The organism is Vibrio sp. V39_P1S14PM300 (genome assembly GCF_009904765.1).
Taxonomy (GTDB): domain Bacteria; phylum Pseudomonadota; class Gammaproteobacteria; order Enterobacterales; family Vibrionaceae; genus Vibrio; species Vibrio proteolyticus.
In genome coordinates this window covers 1-18,771 of sequence record NZ_WXWP01000397.1, presented here as the reverse complement: position 1 = coordinate 18,771, position 18,771 = coordinate 1, and the positions used below count along the sequence as shown (strand labels likewise).

Here is an 18,771-nt window from a genome sequence, read left to right as displayed (position 1 = left end):
CCAAATTCAATGAGTCACTTTTGACTCATTCATCAATTTCGATGGGTCATTTCCCACCCATTTTATCATTCTGTTGGGTGAACTCTGCTGCTTTCTCGGATGCATTTTCACATCTAACTTATTGTAACTTAAAGGTTGTAGCAAAAATGTTAAAGGTTGGCCTGTAAGTTGCCTTTACTAAAGGGTATCAGTGCCCATAGATGGGGCTGTGATTATCCACAAGGAGAAGAACAACATGTTAAAGCCTTTAACTCTACTATCTGCCTCTATTCTTGCTGTCACCAGTTTCAACGCCGCGGCGAACTGTGACCCTGGTGAAATCGTGATTAAGTTCAGTCACGTAACCAATACCGACAAGCACCCGAAAGGGATTGCGGCGTCGCTGTTGGAAAAGCGGGTCAATGAAGAGATGAATGGTAAAGCCTGTATGCAGGTATTCCCAAACTCAACACTGTACGATGATGACAAAGTTCTGGAAGCGATGCTAAATGGTGATGTTCAACTGGCAGCACCGTCTTTGTCTAAATTCGAAAAATTCACCAAAAAGTTCCGTATTTTCGATCTCCCTTTCCTTTTTGATGATGTAGATGCGGTGGACCGCTTCCAGAGTTCTGATGCTGGTGAGAAGCTAAAAAATGCCATGAACCGCCGTGGCGTTCGCGGTCTGGAGTTTTGGCATAACGGCATGAAGCAAATCTCCGCCAACAAGCCCTTGATTCACCCTGAAGACGCGAAAGGTCTGAAATTCCGTGTTCAGGCTTCAGACGTGCTGGTGGCTCAGTTCGAGCAGCTTGGTGCAAATCCACAGAAAATGTCATTTGCGGAAGTGTACGGCGGCCTGCAGACCAAAGTTATCGATGGTCAGGAAAATACCTGGTCGAACATCTACGGTAAGAAGTTCTTCGAAGTACAAGACGGTATCACTGAAACCAACCACGGTATCTTGGATTACCTGGTGGTGACGTCGACCAAATGGTGGGACGGACTCCCGGCCGATGTGCGTGATCAGTTCGCAACGATCCTGAAAGAAGTCACAGATACCCGTAATGCCGAATCCAACAAAGTGGAGCAGCAGAACAAGCAGTATGTGATTGAAGCGGGCGGTGTCGTACGTGAACTGACACCGGAGCAGCGTCAGGAATGGGTAACAGCGCTGAAGCCGGTCTGGAAGAAATTTGAAAAAGACATCGGTTCTGATCTGATCGATGCGGCACTGGCTGCCAATCAGAAATAACTCATCACTATAACAGGCTCCCGCGCGTCGGGAGCCATCTCTACCTGATTCGAGCGATGTATCACATGGAACAGTCATTTTTTGCGAAAGTCGGTCAGTTCACCGACAAGGTAGAAGAGACATTGATTGCCTTCTTCCTCGGCGCGATGACGATGCTGACATTCATTAACGTCATCATGCGTTATCTCTTTAACGACAATATTCTTTGGGCACTGGAGCTGACCGTGTTCATGTTTGCCTGGATGGTGCTGGTCGGGGCGTCTTATGGCGTCAAAAAGCACTTTCACATTGGGGTGGATGTGGTCATCAATCTGGCCCCAGAAGGGGGGCGTAAAGTACTGGCGCTATTAGCGGTAGGCTGCTGCCTGGTATTTTCTGTACTGCTGCTGATTGGCTCGTGGAACTACTGGTATCCGTTTATTTCAGAACGTGCCTGGTATGAAACCGACGATATTCCCATGCCGGACATGTTTCAGTTTCTGGCTGACTGGTTGAATGAAGGTGAACGCTACGAAAAACTACCACGCTTTATTCCTTATATGGCATTGCCACTGGGTATGGCACTTTTAACTTTCCGTTTCGCTCAGTTGGCCGTCCAGATCATGACCGGTAAGCTGGATCGTTTGATCGCCGGACATGAAGCAGAGGAAGAGCTGGAGGCGCTCAAAGAGGAGCTGGCTGAAGAAGCGGGCGACGTGATGACGCCAAAAAGCAAACACGACAACAAGGAGAACTAAGTCATGGATATTTTGCTGTTATTTCTTCTTGTTATCGGCTTTATGCTGGTTGGGGTGCCCATCGCGGTCTCACTGGGCTTGTCGAGCATCCTGTTTTTAATGTGGCATTCGGAAGCGTCTCTGGCTTCTGTGGCACAGACGCTGTTCAACGCGTTTGAAGGTCACTATACCCTGCTGGCGATTCCGTTCTTTATTCTGGCATCGAGCTTTATGTCGACCGGTGGTGTGGCGAAGCGGATCATCCGTTTTGCGATTGCCATGGTGGGCTGGTTCCGTGGTGGTCTGGCCATGGCGTCCGTGGTGGCTTGTATGATGTTTGCGGCGCTGTCTGGCTCATCGCCCGCCACCGTGGTTGCTATTGGTAGTATCGTGATCGCCGGGATGATCAAAAACGGTTATTCCAAAGAGTTTGCCGCGGGTGTGATTTGTAATGCGGGGACCTTGGGGATCTTGATCCCGCCTTCCATCGTTATGGTGGTGTATGCGGCGGCAACGGATGTCTCGGTTGGCCGGATGTTTTTAGGCGGCGTGATCCCGGGACTGCTGGCCGGTGTCATGCTGATGATTGCTATTTACATAGCTGCCCGGGTGAAAAATCTGCCCAAGCAGCCGTTTGTTGGCTGGGGCGAGGCGTTAAAGGCGGCCAAAGATGCGAGCTGGGGTTTGCTGCTGGTAGTGATCATCTTGGGCGGTATTTACGGTGGTATTTTCACGCCGACAGAAGCGGCGGCCGTCGCAGCTGTCTACGCGTTCCTGATTGCCAACTTTGTGTACCGCGATATGGGGCCGTTTGCAGACAAGCAAAACCGCAAGCCAGCAGTGGTGAAAATCCTGCAAGCCTTTGTCCACAAGGACACCAAGCATACGCTGTTTGAAGCGGGCAAGCTGACCATTATGTTGTTGTTTATCATTGCCAACGCTTTGATTCTGAAACACGTTCTGACCGAAGAACGTATTCCACAAATGATCACAGAGTCCATGTTGTCTGCGGGTTTGGGACCGATCACCTTCCTGATTGTTGTCAACGTCTTGCTGTTGATCGGCGGTCAGTTTATGGAGCCGTCTGGCTTGCTGATCATCGTGGCACCGTTGGTGTTCCCGATAGCGATTGCACTCGGTATCGATCCGATTCACCTCGGTATCATCATGGTGGTGAACATGGAAATCGGAATGATCACACCGCCTGTGGGATTAAACCTGTTTGTGACCGCCGGGGTGGCGAAAATGTCGATGATGAGTGTGGTGAAGGCGGCGTTGCCATGGGTGGCGGTGATGTTCCTGTTCCTGATCATCGTGACGTATGTGCCTTGGGTTTCAACTTGGTTACCGACTTCTCTGATGGGACCGGAAATCATCACTAAATAACATCAGGCAAAAAAACGAGGAGGGTTAAACCTCCTCGTTTATTTTTGTACCTGAGCCTGCGCGTGGGTCACGGGTGAATCTGCGCTCGTAAAATTGATACTTACGCTTGTTCCTCCGCCTGTCCTGGCCAGAACGTTGTTCGCAGCGATACACTCCGTCAATCAGCACCGTGTCGCTGATGTTCGGCACTTTTACTTTTTCGCCCATACGCATCCGATAAACCCAATAACCTGCGCTTAGTATGGCTAAGCAGGCGATGGGTGTCACAGTACAAAGAGGTAAAATGTATATTGTCTCAAAAATGAAACGTGTGGGTGCATGGTTTTGTCTGGTTAGTTTTTGTACGCCTCTTTTTCGATTTGATACTTTTGCATTTTGTCGTAGAGCGTTTTTCGTGGGATGTTCAGTTTTTCCATCGTCTGCTTGATACTGCCACCACACTCGATCAGTGCGCGCTCAATTGCCGCCTTTTCAAATTCCGCGACCTGCTCTGCCAGGCTCGACGATGGTACTGAAGCAGGTACATCACCCAATTGCGTCAGTTTGCCTAAAAGTACGAATCGTTCGGCGGCGTTGCGCAGCTCACGGACATTACCCGGCCAGTCGTGACTGAGCAACTGCTGCAAATCATGCTCGGGCAAAGCATTGGCGGCCTTGCCGTATCGGGCGGCAGCAACCAGTAAAAAATGATGGAACAAGGCGGGAATATCATCTTTGCGTTCACGAAGTGGCGGCAAGTCGAGTGTGACGATGTTCAAGCGGTAATACAGATCCTGCCGGAACGTACCGTCTGCGGCGGCCTGTCTGAGATCAACCTTTGTCGCCGCAATGACGCGAATATTGAGTGGCAGCAGTGTGTTAGAGCCGATGCGCTCAAAAACGCGCTCTTGCAACACGCGCAGCAGACGGATTTGTGCCTGCATTGGCATCGATTCAATTTCATCCAGAAACAGTGTGCCATTTTGCGCATGTTCAAATTTACCAATGCGCTGGGCATCCGCGCCAGTGAACGCCCCTTTTTCATGGCCAAACAGCTCACTTTCAATCAGGTTTTCCGGGACGGCGCCACAGTTGACGGCCACGAAGTTCTGTTCGCGTCGTGCACTCTGTTCATGTAAGGAGCGGGCAATCAGCTCTTTACCGGTGCCGGTTTCCCCAAACAACAGAATATCGGCATCGGTATCGGCGATCTGCGTGATGGTGTCACGCAGATCACGGATGCACTGGGTGTCGCCGATGATGCGTGGTCCCAGCGTCTGACTGGCTTTTAAGCTGCGCTTCAGCGCTTGGTTTTCTAGGGTTAGGTTGCGCTTATCGATGGCGCGCCGCACTGTTTCTACCAGCCGATCCGGTGAAAACGGTTTTTCGATGAAATCATACGCGCCGTTATGCATCGCGCTGACGGCCATGGAAATGTCGCCGTGACCGGTGATCAGAATCACTGGCACTTCCGGATCCTGATTGAGGACTGTTTGAAGCAGGTTTTCGCCCGACAAGCCCGGTAGGCAAATATCGGTCACGACCACTTTAGGCAGCGTATCGGCTTTGGCGGCCAGCAATGCCTCTTCGGCACTGGCAAAAAACTGCGCCTCAATCTCTTCCAGTTCGAAGCTTTGTGCGATGGCTTCGCGAATGTCATGTTCGTCATCAATGAAAAATACATCGTGCATTGATTCATCCTTGTATAGGCAGCGGCAGTTGAATGGTAAAGCGGGCTCCGTTTAATGGCGACCGAGAGACCGTGAGCAGACCGTTCATGGCTTTGATGATTTGTTGTGAAATCGACAGCCCTAAACCGAGACCGTTCTTTTTCGTGGTATAAAACGGTTCAAACAGCTGATTTTGTTGTTCTTGACTCAGTCCGGGCCCGTTATCATCAATATGGATCAGAAGGCAGTCTGCGTGAACGTTGACCGAAAGGCGAATCAAACGTTGCGGCTGCTCTTCTAATGCCTGAACCGAGTTGGTCAGCAGATTAATCAAGACCTGTTCAAGCTGGATAGGGTTGATTTCCACTTCGACGAGATCGTCGCTGTTGATCTCCAGCGTAACCTGGTGAGCCTTAAGTTGTGCTTCCAGCAACTCGCGAGTGGACTGAATAACCGGATGCAGGCGGGTTACGACCCGTTCACTGCTGTCAGATTTGCGAGCGAATGATTTTAACTGCTCACTGATCTTAGCCATGCGCTCGGTCAGAGACGCGATCCGTGCCAGATTGTCATCCACCTTCGGGTAGTTTTCTTTGTTCAGGTAGCGTCGTCCATTGTCAGCAAAGCTGCGAATGGCTGCCAACGGGTTATTCAGTTCGTGGCTGATACTGGCTGACATCTGTCCCAGCACGGCGAGCTTAGCGGCTTGAATCAGTTCGGCCTGTGTCTGGCGCAGCGCTTCCTCAGTTCGGCTGCGTTCATCAATTTCTGCGTGCAGCTTGGCGGTGCGCTCCATCACCAGGTACTCCAGCTTCTGTTTGGCTTCAGACTGAATCTGCTCCAATTGACGGTGTTTCAGTTGCCGGTTGTGGATCAGCAGCATGACCAGATAGATGATCGCAAACACCAGACTGAGAATCACCACAAAGCCGAGACTTTGCCAGAATAGCGTGACTTTGGGTGACAGAACTCGGATATTGAGTGACAGCTGGCTCAGGGGGCGTGAAGAAACGATAAAGTCCCCCGCCAGTCCGCCGCGCCTTGGGTTTTTCAGTTCTGTCGGGGAGTGACTCAGATCGCCATTCAGGCCAAGCGAACGGATGGGCGTATCCAGGTACTGGCGGCTGTTGGTGATCGTCGAGCGCTGGGCTTCAGATAACGTAATGAGGCTTTTGAACAGCCACTTCGGGTTACTGGACATGAAAACGACTTGATTGGGGTCGGTGGCAACGAAGGTGCTGTCTTTGCTTTCCCAGTTTTCTTCAATGGCGGACAAGTCCATTTTGACCACTACCACGCCAATAATTTCCGCAGCATACACCACAGGGTAAGAGTAGTAGTATCCCCGTTGTCCCGAAGTCGAACCCAAAGCGAAATACTGGCTACGAGTGCCCTGCATGGCGATATTGAAGTAGGGTCGCCAGGCGAAGTTACGTCCCAGAAAGGAGCGGTCGAGATTCCAGTTACTGGCTGCGATGGTGGTTCCGTTTGCGTCGAGCAGATAGCTATCTGAAGCTTGAATGACATCATTGACTTGTTCCAGATAACGGTTGGTCACTTCGATCTGAGCGGGGTTGTCCGGTTGCAACAATGCGTCGACCAGTTCTTTGTCTTTCGACAACAGCCGGGGTAAGTGAGCGTATTTGTCGAGCTTGGTGGCAATATGGCTGGCAAAACGATCCAGCTGAGCCTGATGTTCAGCCAGCAGATTCTGGTAACTGTAGCGCCACACGAGTTGGGCGCCGCTGGTGGCCAGCAGGAGAAATACAACCAGCAATATCAGGCTGGCTCGTCGAATTCGCAGCATGACTTCCTTTCCTGAAATAACGAAATCCATTCAGCAGGCCTGGTGAATTGCTCGTGCAAGAATGACGCGAAATCAACCGCAGGCCCTTGGTATATAAGGTAAAGCGAATTGCGAATGAGGTGTTCAAAAAGATAGCGATTCTGCGGGGTAAAACAGGAGCGAGATCTCTTTTTAAGTTATTTAACGAAAAAAAGCCTCGATTCCCTTGAAAAAGCCATTATTGTCCCCATTTCAAACGAAGATTTTCAGCGTTTGTTCGATTTTAGGGCAAATGTGCGGGAATTTAGAACAATGGCGTAACGATATCAGGGATTAGCTCGACAGGCCTGTTTATGGTCGTTAGAATGCTGCGTCTAAAAATCGTTTTGTCCTGAGACTAATCGGAGATACCTTTTTCTCCTGGCAAGGCCGGCAGAAATAGAAAGATATCGCTGATTAGTCCGGCGTCAGCTCCGGCTGACACCGATTCTCAAGTTTAAATGAGTGCCAAGCGGCACTTGACAAGGATGCAGTTGGTGAGTCACCAACTCATACGCTCAGCCTGGCTGGGCCTGTTTTGAGGTTTATATATAATGCAAGTTACTGTTGAAACGCTAGAAGGCCTAGAGCGCCGTCTGAATATTACTGTTCCTGCTGCAAACATCGAAGATGCAGTGATAGCTGAACTACGCAACATCGCGAAAAACCGTCGTTTCGATGGTTTCCGCAAAGGCAAAGTGCCAATGAAAATGGTTGCGAAGATGTACGGCAAAGCAGTACGTCAAGACGTGATGGGTGAAGTTATGCAACGTCACTTCATCGAAGCGATCGTGAAAGAGAAAATCAACCCAGCTGGCGCTCCAACTTTCGCACCGGTAGAAAACGAAGAAGGTAAAGACCTGGTTTTCGCTGCGACTTTCGAAGTTTACCCAGAAGTGGAACTGAAAGGTCTGGAAAGCATCACGGTTGAAAAGCCAGTAACAGAAGTTAACGATGCAGACGTCGATGAGATGATCGAAACTCTGCGTAAGCAACAGGCAACTTGGAAAGAAGTTGACACAGCGGCTGAAGAAGGCTCTCGTGCAACGATCGATTTCGTTGGTTCTATCGACGGTGAAGAATTCGAAGGCGGTAAAGCTGAGAACTTCCCTCTGGAAATGGGCGCAGGTCGCATGATTCCAGGTTTTGAAGACGGTATCACAGGTAAAACTGCGGGTATGGAATTCGAAATCGACGTGACTTTCCCAGAAGATTACCACGCTGAAAACCTGAAAGGTAAAGCAGCGAAGTTCGCCATCAAAGTGAACAAAGTTGAAGCTCGCGAGCTTCCAGAACTGAACGATGAGTTCGTGTCTAAGTTCGGTGTTGCAGAAGGCGGCATTGACGCGCTTAAAGCGGAAGTTCGTAAGAACATGGAGCGCGAACTGAAGCAAGCTGTGAAGAACCGCATCAAAGAACAGGCTATCGACGGTCTGGTTAAAGAAAACGAAATCGACGTACCAGCAGCACTGATCGACCAGGAAATCAACGTCCTTCGTCAACAGGCAGCTCAGCGTTTCGGTGGCAACGTAGAAGCAGCAAACCAGCTTCCACGTGAGCTGTTCGAAGAGCAAGCAAAACGTCGCGTTGTTGTGGGTCTGCTTCTGGGTGAAGTGATCAAGTCTGAAGAGCTGAAAGCTGACGAAGACAAAGTGAAAGCACTGATCGAAGAGATGGCAACAGCGTACGAAGATCCATCAGAAGTGATCTCTTACTACGAGCAGAACGAGCAAATGATGAACAACATGCGCAACGTTGCTCTGGAAGAGCAAGCAATTGACGCTATCATCGCTAAAGCACAGGTGACTGAAAAACAAGTTGGCTTTAACGAGCTGATGAACCAACCTGCTGCTTAATAGGCAATATCTTGCGTAGAAGGTTGACTATGAGTTAACTATTCTGCTAACAATGGTCCGTATGATATACATCATCCGGGCCATTTATTTTAGGGACATAAGAATATGAGCTACCAAGAAAAAAATGCAATGTCGCCAATTCTGGACGCACTGGTACCTATGGTGGTTGAACAGACTTCCCGCGGCGAGCGCTCTTACGATATCTATTCTCGTCTGCTGAAAGATCGCGTGATTTTCCTTACGGGTCAGGTAGAAGACCACATGGCTAACCTTGTCGTGGCTCAGCTGCTTTTCCTGGAGTCGGAGAATCCTGACAAAGATATCTTCCTGTACATCAACTCACCTGGTGGCAGTGTGACTGCTGGCATGTCTATCTACGACACTATGCAGTTCATCAAACCAAACGTCAGCACCCTGTGTATCGGTCAAGCCTGCTCAATGGGCGCGTTCTTGCTGGCTGGCGGTGCGCCAGGTAAACGTTATGTGCTGCCGAACTCGCGTGTTATGATTCACCAACCGCTGGGTGGCTTTCAGGGGCAGGCATCGGATATTCAGATCCATGCGCAAGAAATCCTGAGCATTAAACAGAAGCTGAACACGCTGCTGGCTGACCACACGGGTCAACCACTGGAAGTGATTGAGCGTGATACCGATCGTGATAACTTTATGTCAGCTCAGCAAGCGGTTGACTATGGTCTGGTTGACGCAGTGCTAACCCATCGTGGTGAGTAACACACAAGCGGCGATTGAGTAACGCAATTCGGCTTAATTTGATATACACTCAAACATTATGAGTAAAGGCTAAGAGGTTAGCGAATGACAGACAAAAGCAAAGAGAGCGGTAGTAGTAAACTGCTTTACTGTTCTTTCTGTGGCAAAAGCCAGCACGAAGTTCGCAAGCTAATCGCAGGCCCATCGGTTTACATTTGTGACGAGTGTGTCGATCTTTGTAACGACATTATTCGTGAAGAAATCAAAGATGTTCTGCCTAAGAAACAGTCGGAGGCGTTACCTACGCCAAAGCAGATTCGTGAACACCTTGATGATTATGTGATTGGCCAAGATTACGCGAAGAAAGTGCTCGCTGTTGCGGTATATAACCACTACAAGCGTTTACGTAACGGTGACACCACCAGTGAAGGGGTGGAACTGGGTAAAAGTAACATCCTGTTGATTGGTCCGACAGGTAGCGGTAAAACGCTGCTTGCAGAAACGCTGGCGCGTTTCCTGGATGTACCATTTACTATGGCGGACGCAACCACGCTGACTGAAGCGGGGTATGTGGGTGAAGATGTTGAAAACATCATCCAAAAGCTGCTGCAAAAATGCGATTACGATGTAGCAAAAGCTGAACGTGGCATTGTTTACATCGACGAAATCGATAAGATTTCCCGTAAAGCAGAAAATCCATCTATCACACGCGACGTTTCGGGTGAAGGTGTGCAGCAGGCGCTGCTGAAATTGATCGAAGGTACGGTTGCTTCTGTTCCTCCTCAGGGCGGGCGCAAACATCCTCAGCAGGAGTTCCTGCAAGTGGACACGTCCAAGATCTTGTTCATCTGTGGCGGCGCATTTGCCGGCTTGGATAAGGTGATTGAACAACGAGTTGCCAAAGGAACCGGTATCGGGTTTGGTGCGGAAGTGCGCTCGAAAGACGAAAGCAAAACTGTCGGTGAGCTGTTCACTCAGGTAGAACCTGAAGACCTGGTGAAATACGGTTTGATTCCTGAGTTCATCGGTCGTCTGCCAGTGACAACAACACTGACAGAGTTGGACGAAGACGCGCTAATCCAAATCCTGCGTGAACCAAAGAATGCACTGACGAAACAGTATGCTGCCTTGTTCGATCTGGAAGAGGTTGAGCTTGAGTTCCGTGAAGATGCGCTCAGTGCGATCGCGAAGAAAGCGATGGAGCGTAAAACGGGTGCTCGTGGTCTGCGTTCTATTCTGGAAAGCGTGCTGCTGGAAACCATGTACGAGCTACCGTCTTCTACTGACGTGAGCAAAGTCGTGATTGATGAATCGGTGATCAATGGCGAGTCTGAACCGCTGTTGATTTACACCAACTCAGACAACCAGGCTGCTGGCGCTGAGTAACAAAACAGCAAAATAAAACAGGAGGCAATTATTGCCTCCTTTTTTTTATTCTTTCATTGAATCCAACAAATTAGGCCCCATATACTGCATAACAGTCAGAGTTAAAACGTGATAGCGGAAGAGAGAATTATATGAACTTGGAACGTTCCGAGCGTATCGAGATCCCCGTGCTGCCACTGCGCGATGTGGTCGTTTACCCGCATATGGTTATTCCTTTGTTTGTTGGCCGTGAAAAATCAATCAGCTGCCTGGAAGCAGCGATGGATAACAACAAGCAAGTGTTACTGGTTGCACAAAAGCAGGCAGAAACCGATGAGCCAACAGTTGAGGACCTATTTGAAGTAGGGACAGTGGCGACCATCCTGCAGTTACTGAAACTGCCAGACGGTACTGTAAAAGTGCTGGTTGAAGGCCAGCAGCGTGCCAAGATCCACTCCATTACCCAAGACGATTTCTTTCTTGCCGATGCAGAATACCTGCAGACGCCTGAATTAGACGAGAAAGAACAAGAAGTCATCGTTCGTAGCGCAATCAATCAGTTTGAAGGTTTCATCAAACTGAACAAAAAGATTCCACCTGAGGTATTGACGTCGCTGAATGGCATCGATGAAGCGGCTCGCCTGGCAGACACTATTGCCGCTCATATGCCGCTGAAACTGAACGACAAGCAGCAAGTATTGGAAATTCTGGATGTGACTGAGCGTCTTGAATTTTTGATGGGGCAGATGGAGTCAGAAATCGACCTGCTGCAAGTCGAAAAGCGCATTCGCAGCCGCGTTAAAAAGCAGATGGAAAAATCTCAGCGCGAGTACTACCTCAACGAGCAGATGAAAGCCATCCAGAAAGAACTGGGTGAAATGGATGACGCGCCGGACGAGTTTGAAGCGCTGAAGCAAAAGATTGAAGAGGCAAAAATGCCTCAGGAAGCGCGCGAAAAAACCGAGCAGGAACTGCAAAAGCTGAAGATGATGTCCCCGATGTCAGCGGAGGCCACTGTGGTGCGCAGCTACATCGATTGGATGGTCAGCGTACCGTGGAACAAACGTTCTAAGGTGAAAAAGAATCTGGCAAAAGCGGAAGAGATCCTGAACGAAGACCACTACGGCCTGGAGCGCGTGAAAGAACGTATCCTTGAGTATCTTGCTGTGCAAAACCGGATCAACAAACTTAAAGGCCCAATTCTGTGCCTGGTAGGGCCTCCGGGTGTGGGTAAAACCTCATTAGGTCGTTCGATTGCAGCTGCTACTGGGCGCAAATATGTGCGCATGGCTCTGGGTGGGGTTCGTGATGAAGCGGAGATCCGTGGTCACCGCCGCACTTACATTGGTTCTCTGCCAGGTAAACTGATTCAGAAAATGTCCAAAGTAGGGGTTCGGAACCCGTTGTTCCTGCTGGATGAAATCGACAAGATGTCATCAGACATGCGTGGCGACCCGGCTTCGGCCTTACTTGAGGTACTGGATCCAGAACAGAACAACTCGTTCAACGACCATTATCTGGAAGTTGATTACGATCTGTCGGATGTGATGTTTGTTGCGACATCGAACTCAATGAACATCCCAGGGCCGCTGCTAGACCGTATGGAAGTGATTCGTCTGTCGGGGTATACCGAAGATGAAAAACTCAATATCGCTAAGCGTCACTTGGTTGAAAAGCAGGTGAAGCGCAACGGCCTGAAACCGCACGAAATTGAAATTGCTGATTCGGCGATCATCGGCATCATCCGTTACTACACCCGTGAAGCGGGCGTGCGTAACCTGGAGCGTGAAATCTCCAAGATCTGTCGCAAAGCGGTGAAGAATATTTTGCTGGACAACGACATCAAGTCGGTGACCGTCACGATAGACAACCTGAAAGATTACTTGGGTGTGCAACGTCATGACTACGGCAAAGCCGATGATATGAACCGTATTGGTCAGGTGATTGGTCTGGCATGGACGGAAGTTGGTGGCGATCTGCTGACGATTGAAACTCAGTCAATGCCGGGTAAAGGTAAGCTGACGCAAACCGGCTCCCTGGGTGATGTGATGCAGGAGTCGATTCAGGCTGCAATGACAGTGGTTCGCTCTCGTGCTGATGCGCTGGGCATCAATAACGACTTCTATGAGAAGAAAGACATCCACGTGCACGTTCCGGAAGGGGCGACACCAAAAGACGGGCCAAGTGCGGGTATCGCCATGTGCACCGCTCTGGTCTCCAGCTTGACAGGCAACCCGGTCAAAGCGGACGTTGCGATGACAGGTGAGATCACATTGCGTGGTGAAGTGCTGCCTATCGGTGGTTTGAAAGAAAAACTGTTGGCAGCACACCGTGGTGGCATTAAAACGGTGCTGATTCCTAAGGATAACGAACGCGATCTGGAAGAAATTCCGGACAACGTGATTGCTGACCTGACCGTGATCCCTGTCCAGTGGATTGATGAAGTTCTCAAAGTTGCGCTAGAGCGAGACCCGTCAGGTGTCGAATTTAACGTTAAAAAATAGTGATGTGCAGCAAAAATAAGTAAAAGATTGCGCTGATAGGCCGAAAAAGGCTTGTCAGCGTTTTTTTTGGACGCTAACGTTACCAACATAGCTGGAAAGCCTTTTGGAACGGGGCCTCCGGCTAAATTTGAAACTTAATGGAACGAATATGCTACCCATAAAAATACTAAGGTAGCGCAAAGGGGAATCACAGTGAATAAAACACAATTAGTAGAAAAAATCGCTTCAAGTGCAGATATCTCAAAAGCATCAGCAGGCCGTGCGCTGGACGCATTCATTGATGCAGTAAGCGATACGCTGCAGACTGGCGATCAAGTGGCTCTGGTTGGCTTCGGTACTTTCAGTGTTCGCACTCGTGCTGCACGTACTGGTCGTAACCCAAAAACTGGCGAAGAAATCCAAATCGCAGAAGCTAAAGTACCTGGCTTCAAAGCAGGCAAAGCTCTGAAAGACGCTTGTAACTAAGCCTGATTTCGAAATTTGCGGCTAACTGCAAATTAATTCGAACCTTTTTAATTTATGCGCATCCTACTGATGCGCATTTCTTTTTCTGATATCATCGCGCTATTAAATTTTGACGTTGAAGTAGCAAACTTCATTTCTGGAGAGCAGATAGACTATGATGGAGCGATTACGCGAAGGCGTGAATAGCATCGCGGTAAAAATTATACTTGGACTAATCATCCTTTCCTTTGTTTTCGCGGGTGTAGGTAGCTACCTGGTCAGCGGTAGCAGTAATGCAGCAGCCAAAGTCGGCAGTACCGAAATTGGTCGCGGCGAGTTCGAGCAAGCTTATCAAAACGAGCGTAATCGTATGCAGGCTCAACTGGGTGATTACTTCTCAACCCTTTTATCTGATCCAGGTTATGTTCAGTCATTCCGTAAATCTGTACTGGATCGCATGATCAACGACGTTCTGTTGGAACAGCACGCAGAGTCGTTGGGTCTGCGCGTTAGCGACGATCAAGTCCGTCAGATGATCCTGGAAATGCCTCAGTTTCAGAGTGATGGTAAATTTGATCAGGAAATTTATCAGGCCGCATTGCGCCGCGCAGGTTTCTCGCCAGATAGCTTTGCTGAGTACCTGCGTCGTGATCTTGTCCGTAACCAGTTGCTAACGGCAATTCAGGGCAGTGATTTCTCTCTCAAAGGTGAAGTGGAAGCGCAGAGCAAATTGATCACTCAGACGCGTGATATTCGTAAACTGACACTGTCTTTGAGCGACTTTGCAGACAAAGTACAACTGACGGATGAAGAAATTCAGGAATATTACCAGCAAAACCCTGAGCGTTTCACGCGTCCGGAACAGTACAAAATTGCCTACATTGAACTGTCAGCTCAACAAATGAAAGACAAGCTGAAGGTGTCAGATGAGGAAGCGCATAGCTACTACAACGAGCATTTAGATAAATACTCTTCGCAGGCTCAGCGTAAAGTCAGCCATATTTTGATCAAAGATGAGAAAAAAGCTGACGCTGTTCTGGCTGAACTGAAAGGTGGTGCGGATTTCTCTGAGGTAGCAAAGGAACAATCGGAAGATATCGGCAGTGCGGAATCTGGCGGCTCATTGGGGTGGATTGAACAAGGCGTCATGGACCCTGCATTTGAACTGGCGGCATTTGGTCTTAAGAATCCTGGTGATATGAGTGGCGTGGTTAAATCAGACTTTGGTTTCCACATCATCAAGCTGGATGATGTGAAAGACGCCGTCGCCAAACCATACTCGGAAGTCGCGGCATCAATAAAACAAGAGTTGAAAGATCAGATAGCGGTCAATGAATTCTATGACCTGCAGACCACGCTTGAGAAAGTGGCGTTTGAATCTTCCGATTCTTTGGATGATGCGGCGAAAGCGGTGGGTCAAACGGTTCACACCACGGACTTTATTTCTCAGCAAGACGCACCTGATGTACTGAAAAATCAGTCGGTAATGCAGGCAATCACGTCGCCTGAAGTGAAAGAAGACGGCATGAACTCTGAAGTCATCGAAGTGGCACCTGAACACGTTGTTGTGGTACGAGTCGACGACTCTCGTCCTGAAACGGTTCTGCCTTTGGAAGACGTGAAAGAGCAGGTCGTGACCCAACTGTCTAAGGTGAAAGGCGAGCAACAAGCGCTTGAACTGGCTGAGCAGTTGGTGGCTGAGCTGAAAGTCGGTAAGCAGGAGTTGTTGTCTCAGAACAATCTGGCGTTTGGTGAACTAGAGAAAATTGACCGCAGTTCGCCGCTGGCCAACACGGTTTATGCGATGGCCAAACCTCAGGACGGTAAGCCAGTGTATGCACAGGCAAAAGAGATGAACGGTGACATTGCGGTTGTGCAGCTTGAGAAGGTTGAAGCGGACATTGATCCTCAGTACAACCAACAAATCGGTACTCAACTGACGCAGTTGAACTCGCAAAAAGATTTGTCGGGTGTGCTGAGTATCTTGCGCGCCAACACCGACATTGAGTACTACTCTGTGAGTCAGTAAGCAGTTTTCATGCAACTGACAATGAGACAAAGACGGGCTGCATTTGCAGCCCGTTTTATTTTTCCTTAGTCCGCAATGCGATGCGATACAGGATACTTTAGTTTGTGTCTTCGGTTAACAATCAAACGAGGAACTCTCATGTCAGTGAAAAAATGGATGGCAACAGCGTTATTTGCCTTGCTGTTGCCTGTTGCATCGGTGCAGGCCGCAGATTCGGTGGAAAAGTATGAAGGGATTGAAATTACGGTGAATGTAAACACCGCCAGTGCGGAAGAACTGGCGACGTTGCTCAGTGGTGTCGGTCTGAAGAAAGCACAGGCCATTGTCGACTACCGGGAACAAAATGGAGGCTTTCAGTCAGCCGAACAGTTGGCAGAAGTGAAAGGCATTGGCCCGGCCTTAGTGGAAAAAAATCGCGCACGAATTCAGCTGTAAAAGTATGGACACGGTCAAGTGTGACTCGTGTCCGTTAAAAAATGGGCTTTTGTCCGATCCCGGCTAGCACCTCTTAGGTAATCCCTTTATAATTCTGTGCCGTCAAAAACCAAGAGTTTTCTGACTTGGTTTAGAATCAAAATGGAGTAAGACATGTCCTCTCAAACACCGGTTATTACCGTTGATGGACCAAGTGGTGCTGGTAAAGGCACGCTTTGTATGCAGTTGGCTGATAAGCTGGGTTTTCACCTTCTTGATTCCGGGGCGATCTATCGGGTTCTCGCACTGGCAGCCATTCACCATGGCGTGGACACAGAATCAGAGGACGCGCTCGTGCCCCTGGCGACACATCTGGATGTCCAGTTCATTGCCGAAGGAGATTTGGTCAGAGTGATTCTGGAAGGCGAGGACGTTTCCAGAGAGCTGCGCAAAGAAGAAACGGGGATGGCCGCGTCGAAAGTGGCAGCGTTGCCACGAGTGCGTGAAGCTTTGTTGCGTCGTCAACGCGCGTTTGCAGACGGCAAAGGTCTGGTGGCTGATGGCAGAGATATGGGGACCGTCGTCTTCCCGCAAGCTGAAGTCAAAATCTTTTTAGATGCCAGTGCCGAAGAGCGTGCCCAGCGCCGCCTGAAACAGTTGCAAGGCAAGGGCTTAGATGTTAGATTTGACGACCTTTTGAGCGAGATCCAAGAGCGTGACGATCGCGATCGTAACCGCCCGGTGGCGCCATTGCGCCCTGCAGAGGATGCGCTTTTGCTGGATTCTACTGCAATGAGTATCGACGAAGTGGTAGAAAAGGCACTAAACTATATCGAATCAAAGCTTGCTGAATAACGAGTTCATCAAGCTGAGAGCGTCGGTCGCATGGATGATGACTGGCGAAGTTAATAACCCCATGAGGTAGGATACCCGTGGACGTTTACTTTATTGAAGATTAATTAAATGACTGAATCTTTTGCTCAACTCTTTGAAGAGTTTCTAAACGAAACAGAATTCCAACAAGGCAGCATCGTTAAAGGTACTGTAGTAGCTATCGAGAACGGTTTCGTTCTTGTTGATGCTGGTCTTAAGTCTGAATCTGCTATCCCTGCTGAACAGTTCAAGAACGCTGCTGGCGAGCTTGAAGTTGAAGTTGGTGCTGAAGTAGACGTAGCTCTAGACGCTGTTGAAGATGGTTTCGGTGAAACTCAACTTTCTCGTGAGAAAGCTAAGCGTCACGAAGCTTGGATCGTTCTTGAGAAAGCTTACGAAGAAGCTGAAACTGTTGTTGGTATCATCAACGGTAAAGTTAAAGGCGGTTTCACTGTTGAACTAAACGGTATCCGTGCTTTCCTTCCTGGCTCTCTGGTAGACGTACGTCCAATCCGCGACACTGCTCACCTGGAAAACAAAGAGCTAGAGTTCAAAGTAATCAAGCTAGACCAGAAGCGTAACAACGTAGTTGTTTCTCGCCGCGCAGTTATCGAATCTGAAAACAGCGTTGAGCGTGATGAGCTGTTGGAAACTCTACAAGAAGGTAGCGAAGTTAAAGGTATCGTTAAGAACCTGACTGACTACGGTGCGTTCGTAGACCTAGGTGGTGTAGACGGTCTTCTGCACATCACTGACATGGCTTGGAAACGCGTTAAGCACCCATCAGAAATCGTTAACGTTGGTGATGAAATCACTGTTAAAGTTCTGAAGTTCGACCGTGAGCGTACTCGTGTATCTCTAGGTCTGAAACAACTGGGTGAAGATCCATGGGTAGCAATCGCTAAGCGTTACCCAGAAGGTCACAAACTGACTGGCCGCGTAACTAACCTGACTGACTACGGCTGCTTCGTTGAAATCGAAGAAGGCGTTGAAGGTCTGGTACACGTTTCTGAAATGGACTGGACTAACAAGAACATTCACCCATCTAAAGTTGTTAATGTAGGCGACGAAGTTGAGGTTATGGTTCTTGAAATCGACGAAGAACGTCGTCGTATTTCTCTAGGCCTGAAACAGTGTAAAGCTAACCCATGGCAGTCTTTCGCTGAAGCGCAAGCTAAAGGCGATAAAGTAACTGGTAAGATCAAGTCTATCACTGACTTCGGTATCTTCATCGGTCTTGACGGCGGCATCGACGGTCTGGTTCACCTGTCTGATATCTCTTGGAACGTTCCAGGTGAAGAAGCAGTACGTGAATACAAGAAAGGCGACGAAATCTCTGCAGTTGTTCTAGCTGTAGATGCAGAGCGTGAGCGCATTTCTCTGGGCGTTAAGCAAATGGAAAATGACCCATTCAACGCTTACGTTGCAGACAACAAGAAAGGCACTCTAGTTAACGGTACTGTTACAGCCGTTGACGCTAAAGGCGCTACTGTTGAGCTGGAAGAAGGCGTAGAAGGTTACATCCGCGCTTCTGAAGTTGCTCGTGACCGCGTAGAAGACGCATCTCTGATCCTGAGCGCTGGTGACAGTGTTGAAGCGAAGTTCACCGGTGTTGACCGTAAGAACCGCGTAATCAACTTGTCTATCAAAGCTAAAGACGAAGCTGAAGAGCAAGAAGCAATGGCATCTATCAACAAGCAAGATGAAGGTGCATTCGGTAACGCTATGGCTGACGCGTTCAAAGCTGCTAAAGGCGAATAATTCT

Annotated in this window: 14 protein-coding genes; 12 read left to right on the top strand and 2 right to left on the bottom strand. The window is 49.1% G+C overall.

All coding sequences use genetic code 11. The annotated features are described in order from the left end of the window. The first annotated feature begins 235 nt into the window (after nucleotides 1–235). The 3 genes from CAG65_RS20695 to CAG65_RS20685 all read left to right on the top strand — a co-directional run bounded on the left by CAG65_RS20695 (nucleotide 236) and on the right by CAG65_RS20685 (nucleotide 3,336). A complete protein-coding gene (locus CAG65_RS20695) occupies nucleotides 236–1,234 on the top strand; it encodes a TRAP transporter substrate-binding protein (RefSeq protein ID WP_161454840.1) in 999 nt (332 codons plus the stop codon). 65 nt (nucleotides 1,235–1,299) lie between these two features. Beyond that, nucleotides 1,300–1,971 (top strand): TRAP transporter small permease, encoded by a 672-nt coding sequence (locus CAG65_RS20690; RefSeq protein ID WP_161454839.1) that lies wholly within the window; start codon nucleotides 1,300–1,302, stop codon nucleotides 1,969–1,971. Nucleotides 1,972–1,974: 3 nt separating this feature from the next. Then, a complete protein-coding gene (locus CAG65_RS20685; RefSeq protein WP_161454838.1) occupies nucleotides 1,975–3,336 on the top strand; it encodes a TRAP transporter large permease in 1,362 nt (453 codons plus the stop codon). A 332-nt stretch (nucleotides 3,337–3,668) separates the two neighbouring features. Here CAG65_RS20685 and CAG65_RS20680 read toward each other — a convergent pair whose 3' ends face one another. Both CAG65_RS20680 and CAG65_RS20675 read right to left on the bottom strand, forming a co-directional pair. Continuing rightward, the gene (locus CAG65_RS20680; RefSeq protein WP_161454837.1) at nucleotides 3,669–5,006 is read right to left on the bottom strand and encodes a sigma-54-dependent transcriptional regulator; all 1,338 of its coding nucleotides are present in this window, start codon (nucleotides 5,004–5,006) and stop codon (nucleotides 3,669–3,671) included. 4 nt (nucleotides 5,007–5,010) lie between these two features. Continuing rightward, entirely contained in the window at nucleotides 5,011–6,792 is a 1,782-nt protein-coding gene (locus CAG65_RS20675; protein ID WP_161454836.1) for a sensor histidine kinase, read from the bottom strand. Nucleotides 6,793–7,364: 572 nt separating this feature from the next. Between CAG65_RS20675 and tig the strand changes: the two genes are divergently transcribed. From tig to rpsA, 9 genes are all read left to right on the top strand, one after another. Then, nucleotides 7,365–8,666 carry a trigger factor gene (tig, locus tag CAG65_RS20670; RefSeq protein WP_161454835.1) on the top strand — a complete coding sequence of 434 codons (1,302 nt, stop codon included), beginning with the start codon at nucleotides 7,365–7,367 and terminating at the stop codon, nucleotides 8,664–8,666. Nucleotides 8,667–8,771: 105 nt separating this feature from the next. Beyond that, a complete protein-coding gene (clpP, locus tag CAG65_RS20665) occupies nucleotides 8,772–9,398 on the top strand; it encodes an ATP-dependent Clp endopeptidase proteolytic subunit ClpP (protein WP_021704010.1) in 627 nt (208 codons plus the stop codon). 84 nt (nucleotides 9,399–9,482) lie between these two features. Continuing rightward, a complete protein-coding gene (gene clpX / locus CAG65_RS20660) occupies nucleotides 9,483–10,763 on the top strand; it encodes an ATP-dependent protease ATP-binding subunit ClpX (RefSeq protein ID WP_021704011.1) in 1,281 nt (426 codons plus the stop codon). Between the two features lie 131 nt (nucleotides 10,764–10,894). After that, the gene (lon, locus tag CAG65_RS20655) at nucleotides 10,895–13,246 is read left to right on the top strand and encodes an endopeptidase La (protein WP_161454834.1); all 2,352 of its coding nucleotides are present in this window, start codon (nucleotides 10,895–10,897) and stop codon (nucleotides 13,244–13,246) included. Between the two features lie 186 nt (nucleotides 13,247–13,432). Further along, the gene (locus CAG65_RS20650; RefSeq protein WP_281169117.1) at nucleotides 13,433–13,711 is read left to right on the top strand and encodes an HU family DNA-binding protein; all 279 of its coding nucleotides are present in this window, start codon (nucleotides 13,433–13,435) and stop codon (nucleotides 13,709–13,711) included. A gap of 154 nt (nucleotides 13,712–13,865) precedes the next feature. Continuing rightward, nucleotides 13,866–15,719: a peptidylprolyl isomerase gene (gene ppiD, locus CAG65_RS20645; RefSeq protein ID WP_161454833.1), complete on the top strand. Its 1,854-nt coding sequence runs from the start codon at nucleotides 13,866–13,868 to the stop codon at nucleotides 15,717–15,719. A gap of 138 nt (nucleotides 15,720–15,857) precedes the next feature. Continuing rightward, nucleotides 15,858–16,154 carry a ComEA family DNA-binding protein gene (locus CAG65_RS20640; RefSeq protein ID WP_202599476.1) on the top strand — a complete coding sequence of 99 codons (297 nt, stop codon included), beginning with the start codon at nucleotides 15,858–15,860 and terminating at the stop codon, nucleotides 16,152–16,154. Between the two features lie 153 nt (nucleotides 16,155–16,307). Then, nucleotides 16,308–16,988 carry a (d)CMP kinase gene (gene cmk, locus CAG65_RS20635; RefSeq protein WP_021704016.1) on the top strand — a complete coding sequence of 227 codons (681 nt, stop codon included), beginning with the start codon at nucleotides 16,308–16,310 and terminating at the stop codon, nucleotides 16,986–16,988. Between the two features lie 108 nt (nucleotides 16,989–17,096). Beyond that, the gene (gene rpsA, locus CAG65_RS20630; protein WP_021704017.1) at nucleotides 17,097–18,767 is read left to right on the top strand and encodes a 30S ribosomal protein S1; all 1,671 of its coding nucleotides are present in this window, start codon (nucleotides 17,097–17,099) and stop codon (nucleotides 18,765–18,767) included. Nucleotides 18,768–18,771 lie beyond the last annotated feature (4 nt).

What these genes read in the sequence shown, in the direction of transcription:
- CAG65_RS20695 (WP_161454840.1), top strand. Translation starts at nt 236, where the DNA reads ATGTTAAAGCCTTTAACTCTACTATCTGCCTCTATTCTTGCTGTCACC.
- CAG65_RS20690 (WP_161454839.1), top strand. Translation starts at nt 1,300, where the DNA reads ATGGAACAGTCATTTTTTGCGAAAGTCGGTCAGTTCACCGACAAGGTA.
- CAG65_RS20685 (WP_161454838.1), top strand. Translation starts at nt 1,975, where the DNA reads ATGGATATTTTGCTGTTATTTCTTCTTGTTATCGGCTTTATGCTGGTT.
- CAG65_RS20680 (WP_161454837.1), bottom strand. Translation starts at nt 5,006, where the DNA reads ATGCACGATGTATTTTTCATTGATGACGAACATGACATTCGCGAAGCC.
- CAG65_RS20675 (WP_161454836.1), bottom strand. Translation starts at nt 6,792, where the DNA reads ATGCTGCGAATTCGACGAGCCAGCCTGATATTGCTGGTTGTATTTCTC.
- tig (WP_161454835.1), top strand. Translation starts at nt 7,365, where the DNA reads ATGCAAGTTACTGTTGAAACGCTAGAAGGCCTAGAGCGCCGTCTGAAT.
- clpP (WP_021704010.1), top strand. Translation starts at nt 8,772, where the DNA reads ATGAGCTACCAAGAAAAAAATGCAATGTCGCCAATTCTGGACGCACTG.
- clpX (WP_021704011.1), top strand. Translation starts at nt 9,483, where the DNA reads ATGACAGACAAAAGCAAAGAGAGCGGTAGTAGTAAACTGCTTTACTGT.
- lon (WP_161454834.1), top strand. Translation starts at nt 10,895, where the DNA reads ATGAACTTGGAACGTTCCGAGCGTATCGAGATCCCCGTGCTGCCACTG.
- ppiD (WP_161454833.1), top strand. Translation starts at nt 13,866, where the DNA reads ATGATGGAGCGATTACGCGAAGGCGTGAATAGCATCGCGGTAAAAATT.
- CAG65_RS20640 (WP_202599476.1), top strand. Translation starts at nt 15,858, where the DNA reads ATGTCAGTGAAAAAATGGATGGCAACAGCGTTATTTGCCTTGCTGTTG.
- cmk (WP_021704016.1), top strand. Translation starts at nt 16,308, where the DNA reads ATGTCCTCTCAAACACCGGTTATTACCGTTGATGGACCAAGTGGTGCT.
- rpsA (WP_021704017.1), top strand. Translation starts at nt 17,097, where the DNA reads ATGACTGAATCTTTTGCTCAACTCTTTGAAGAGTTTCTAAACGAAACA.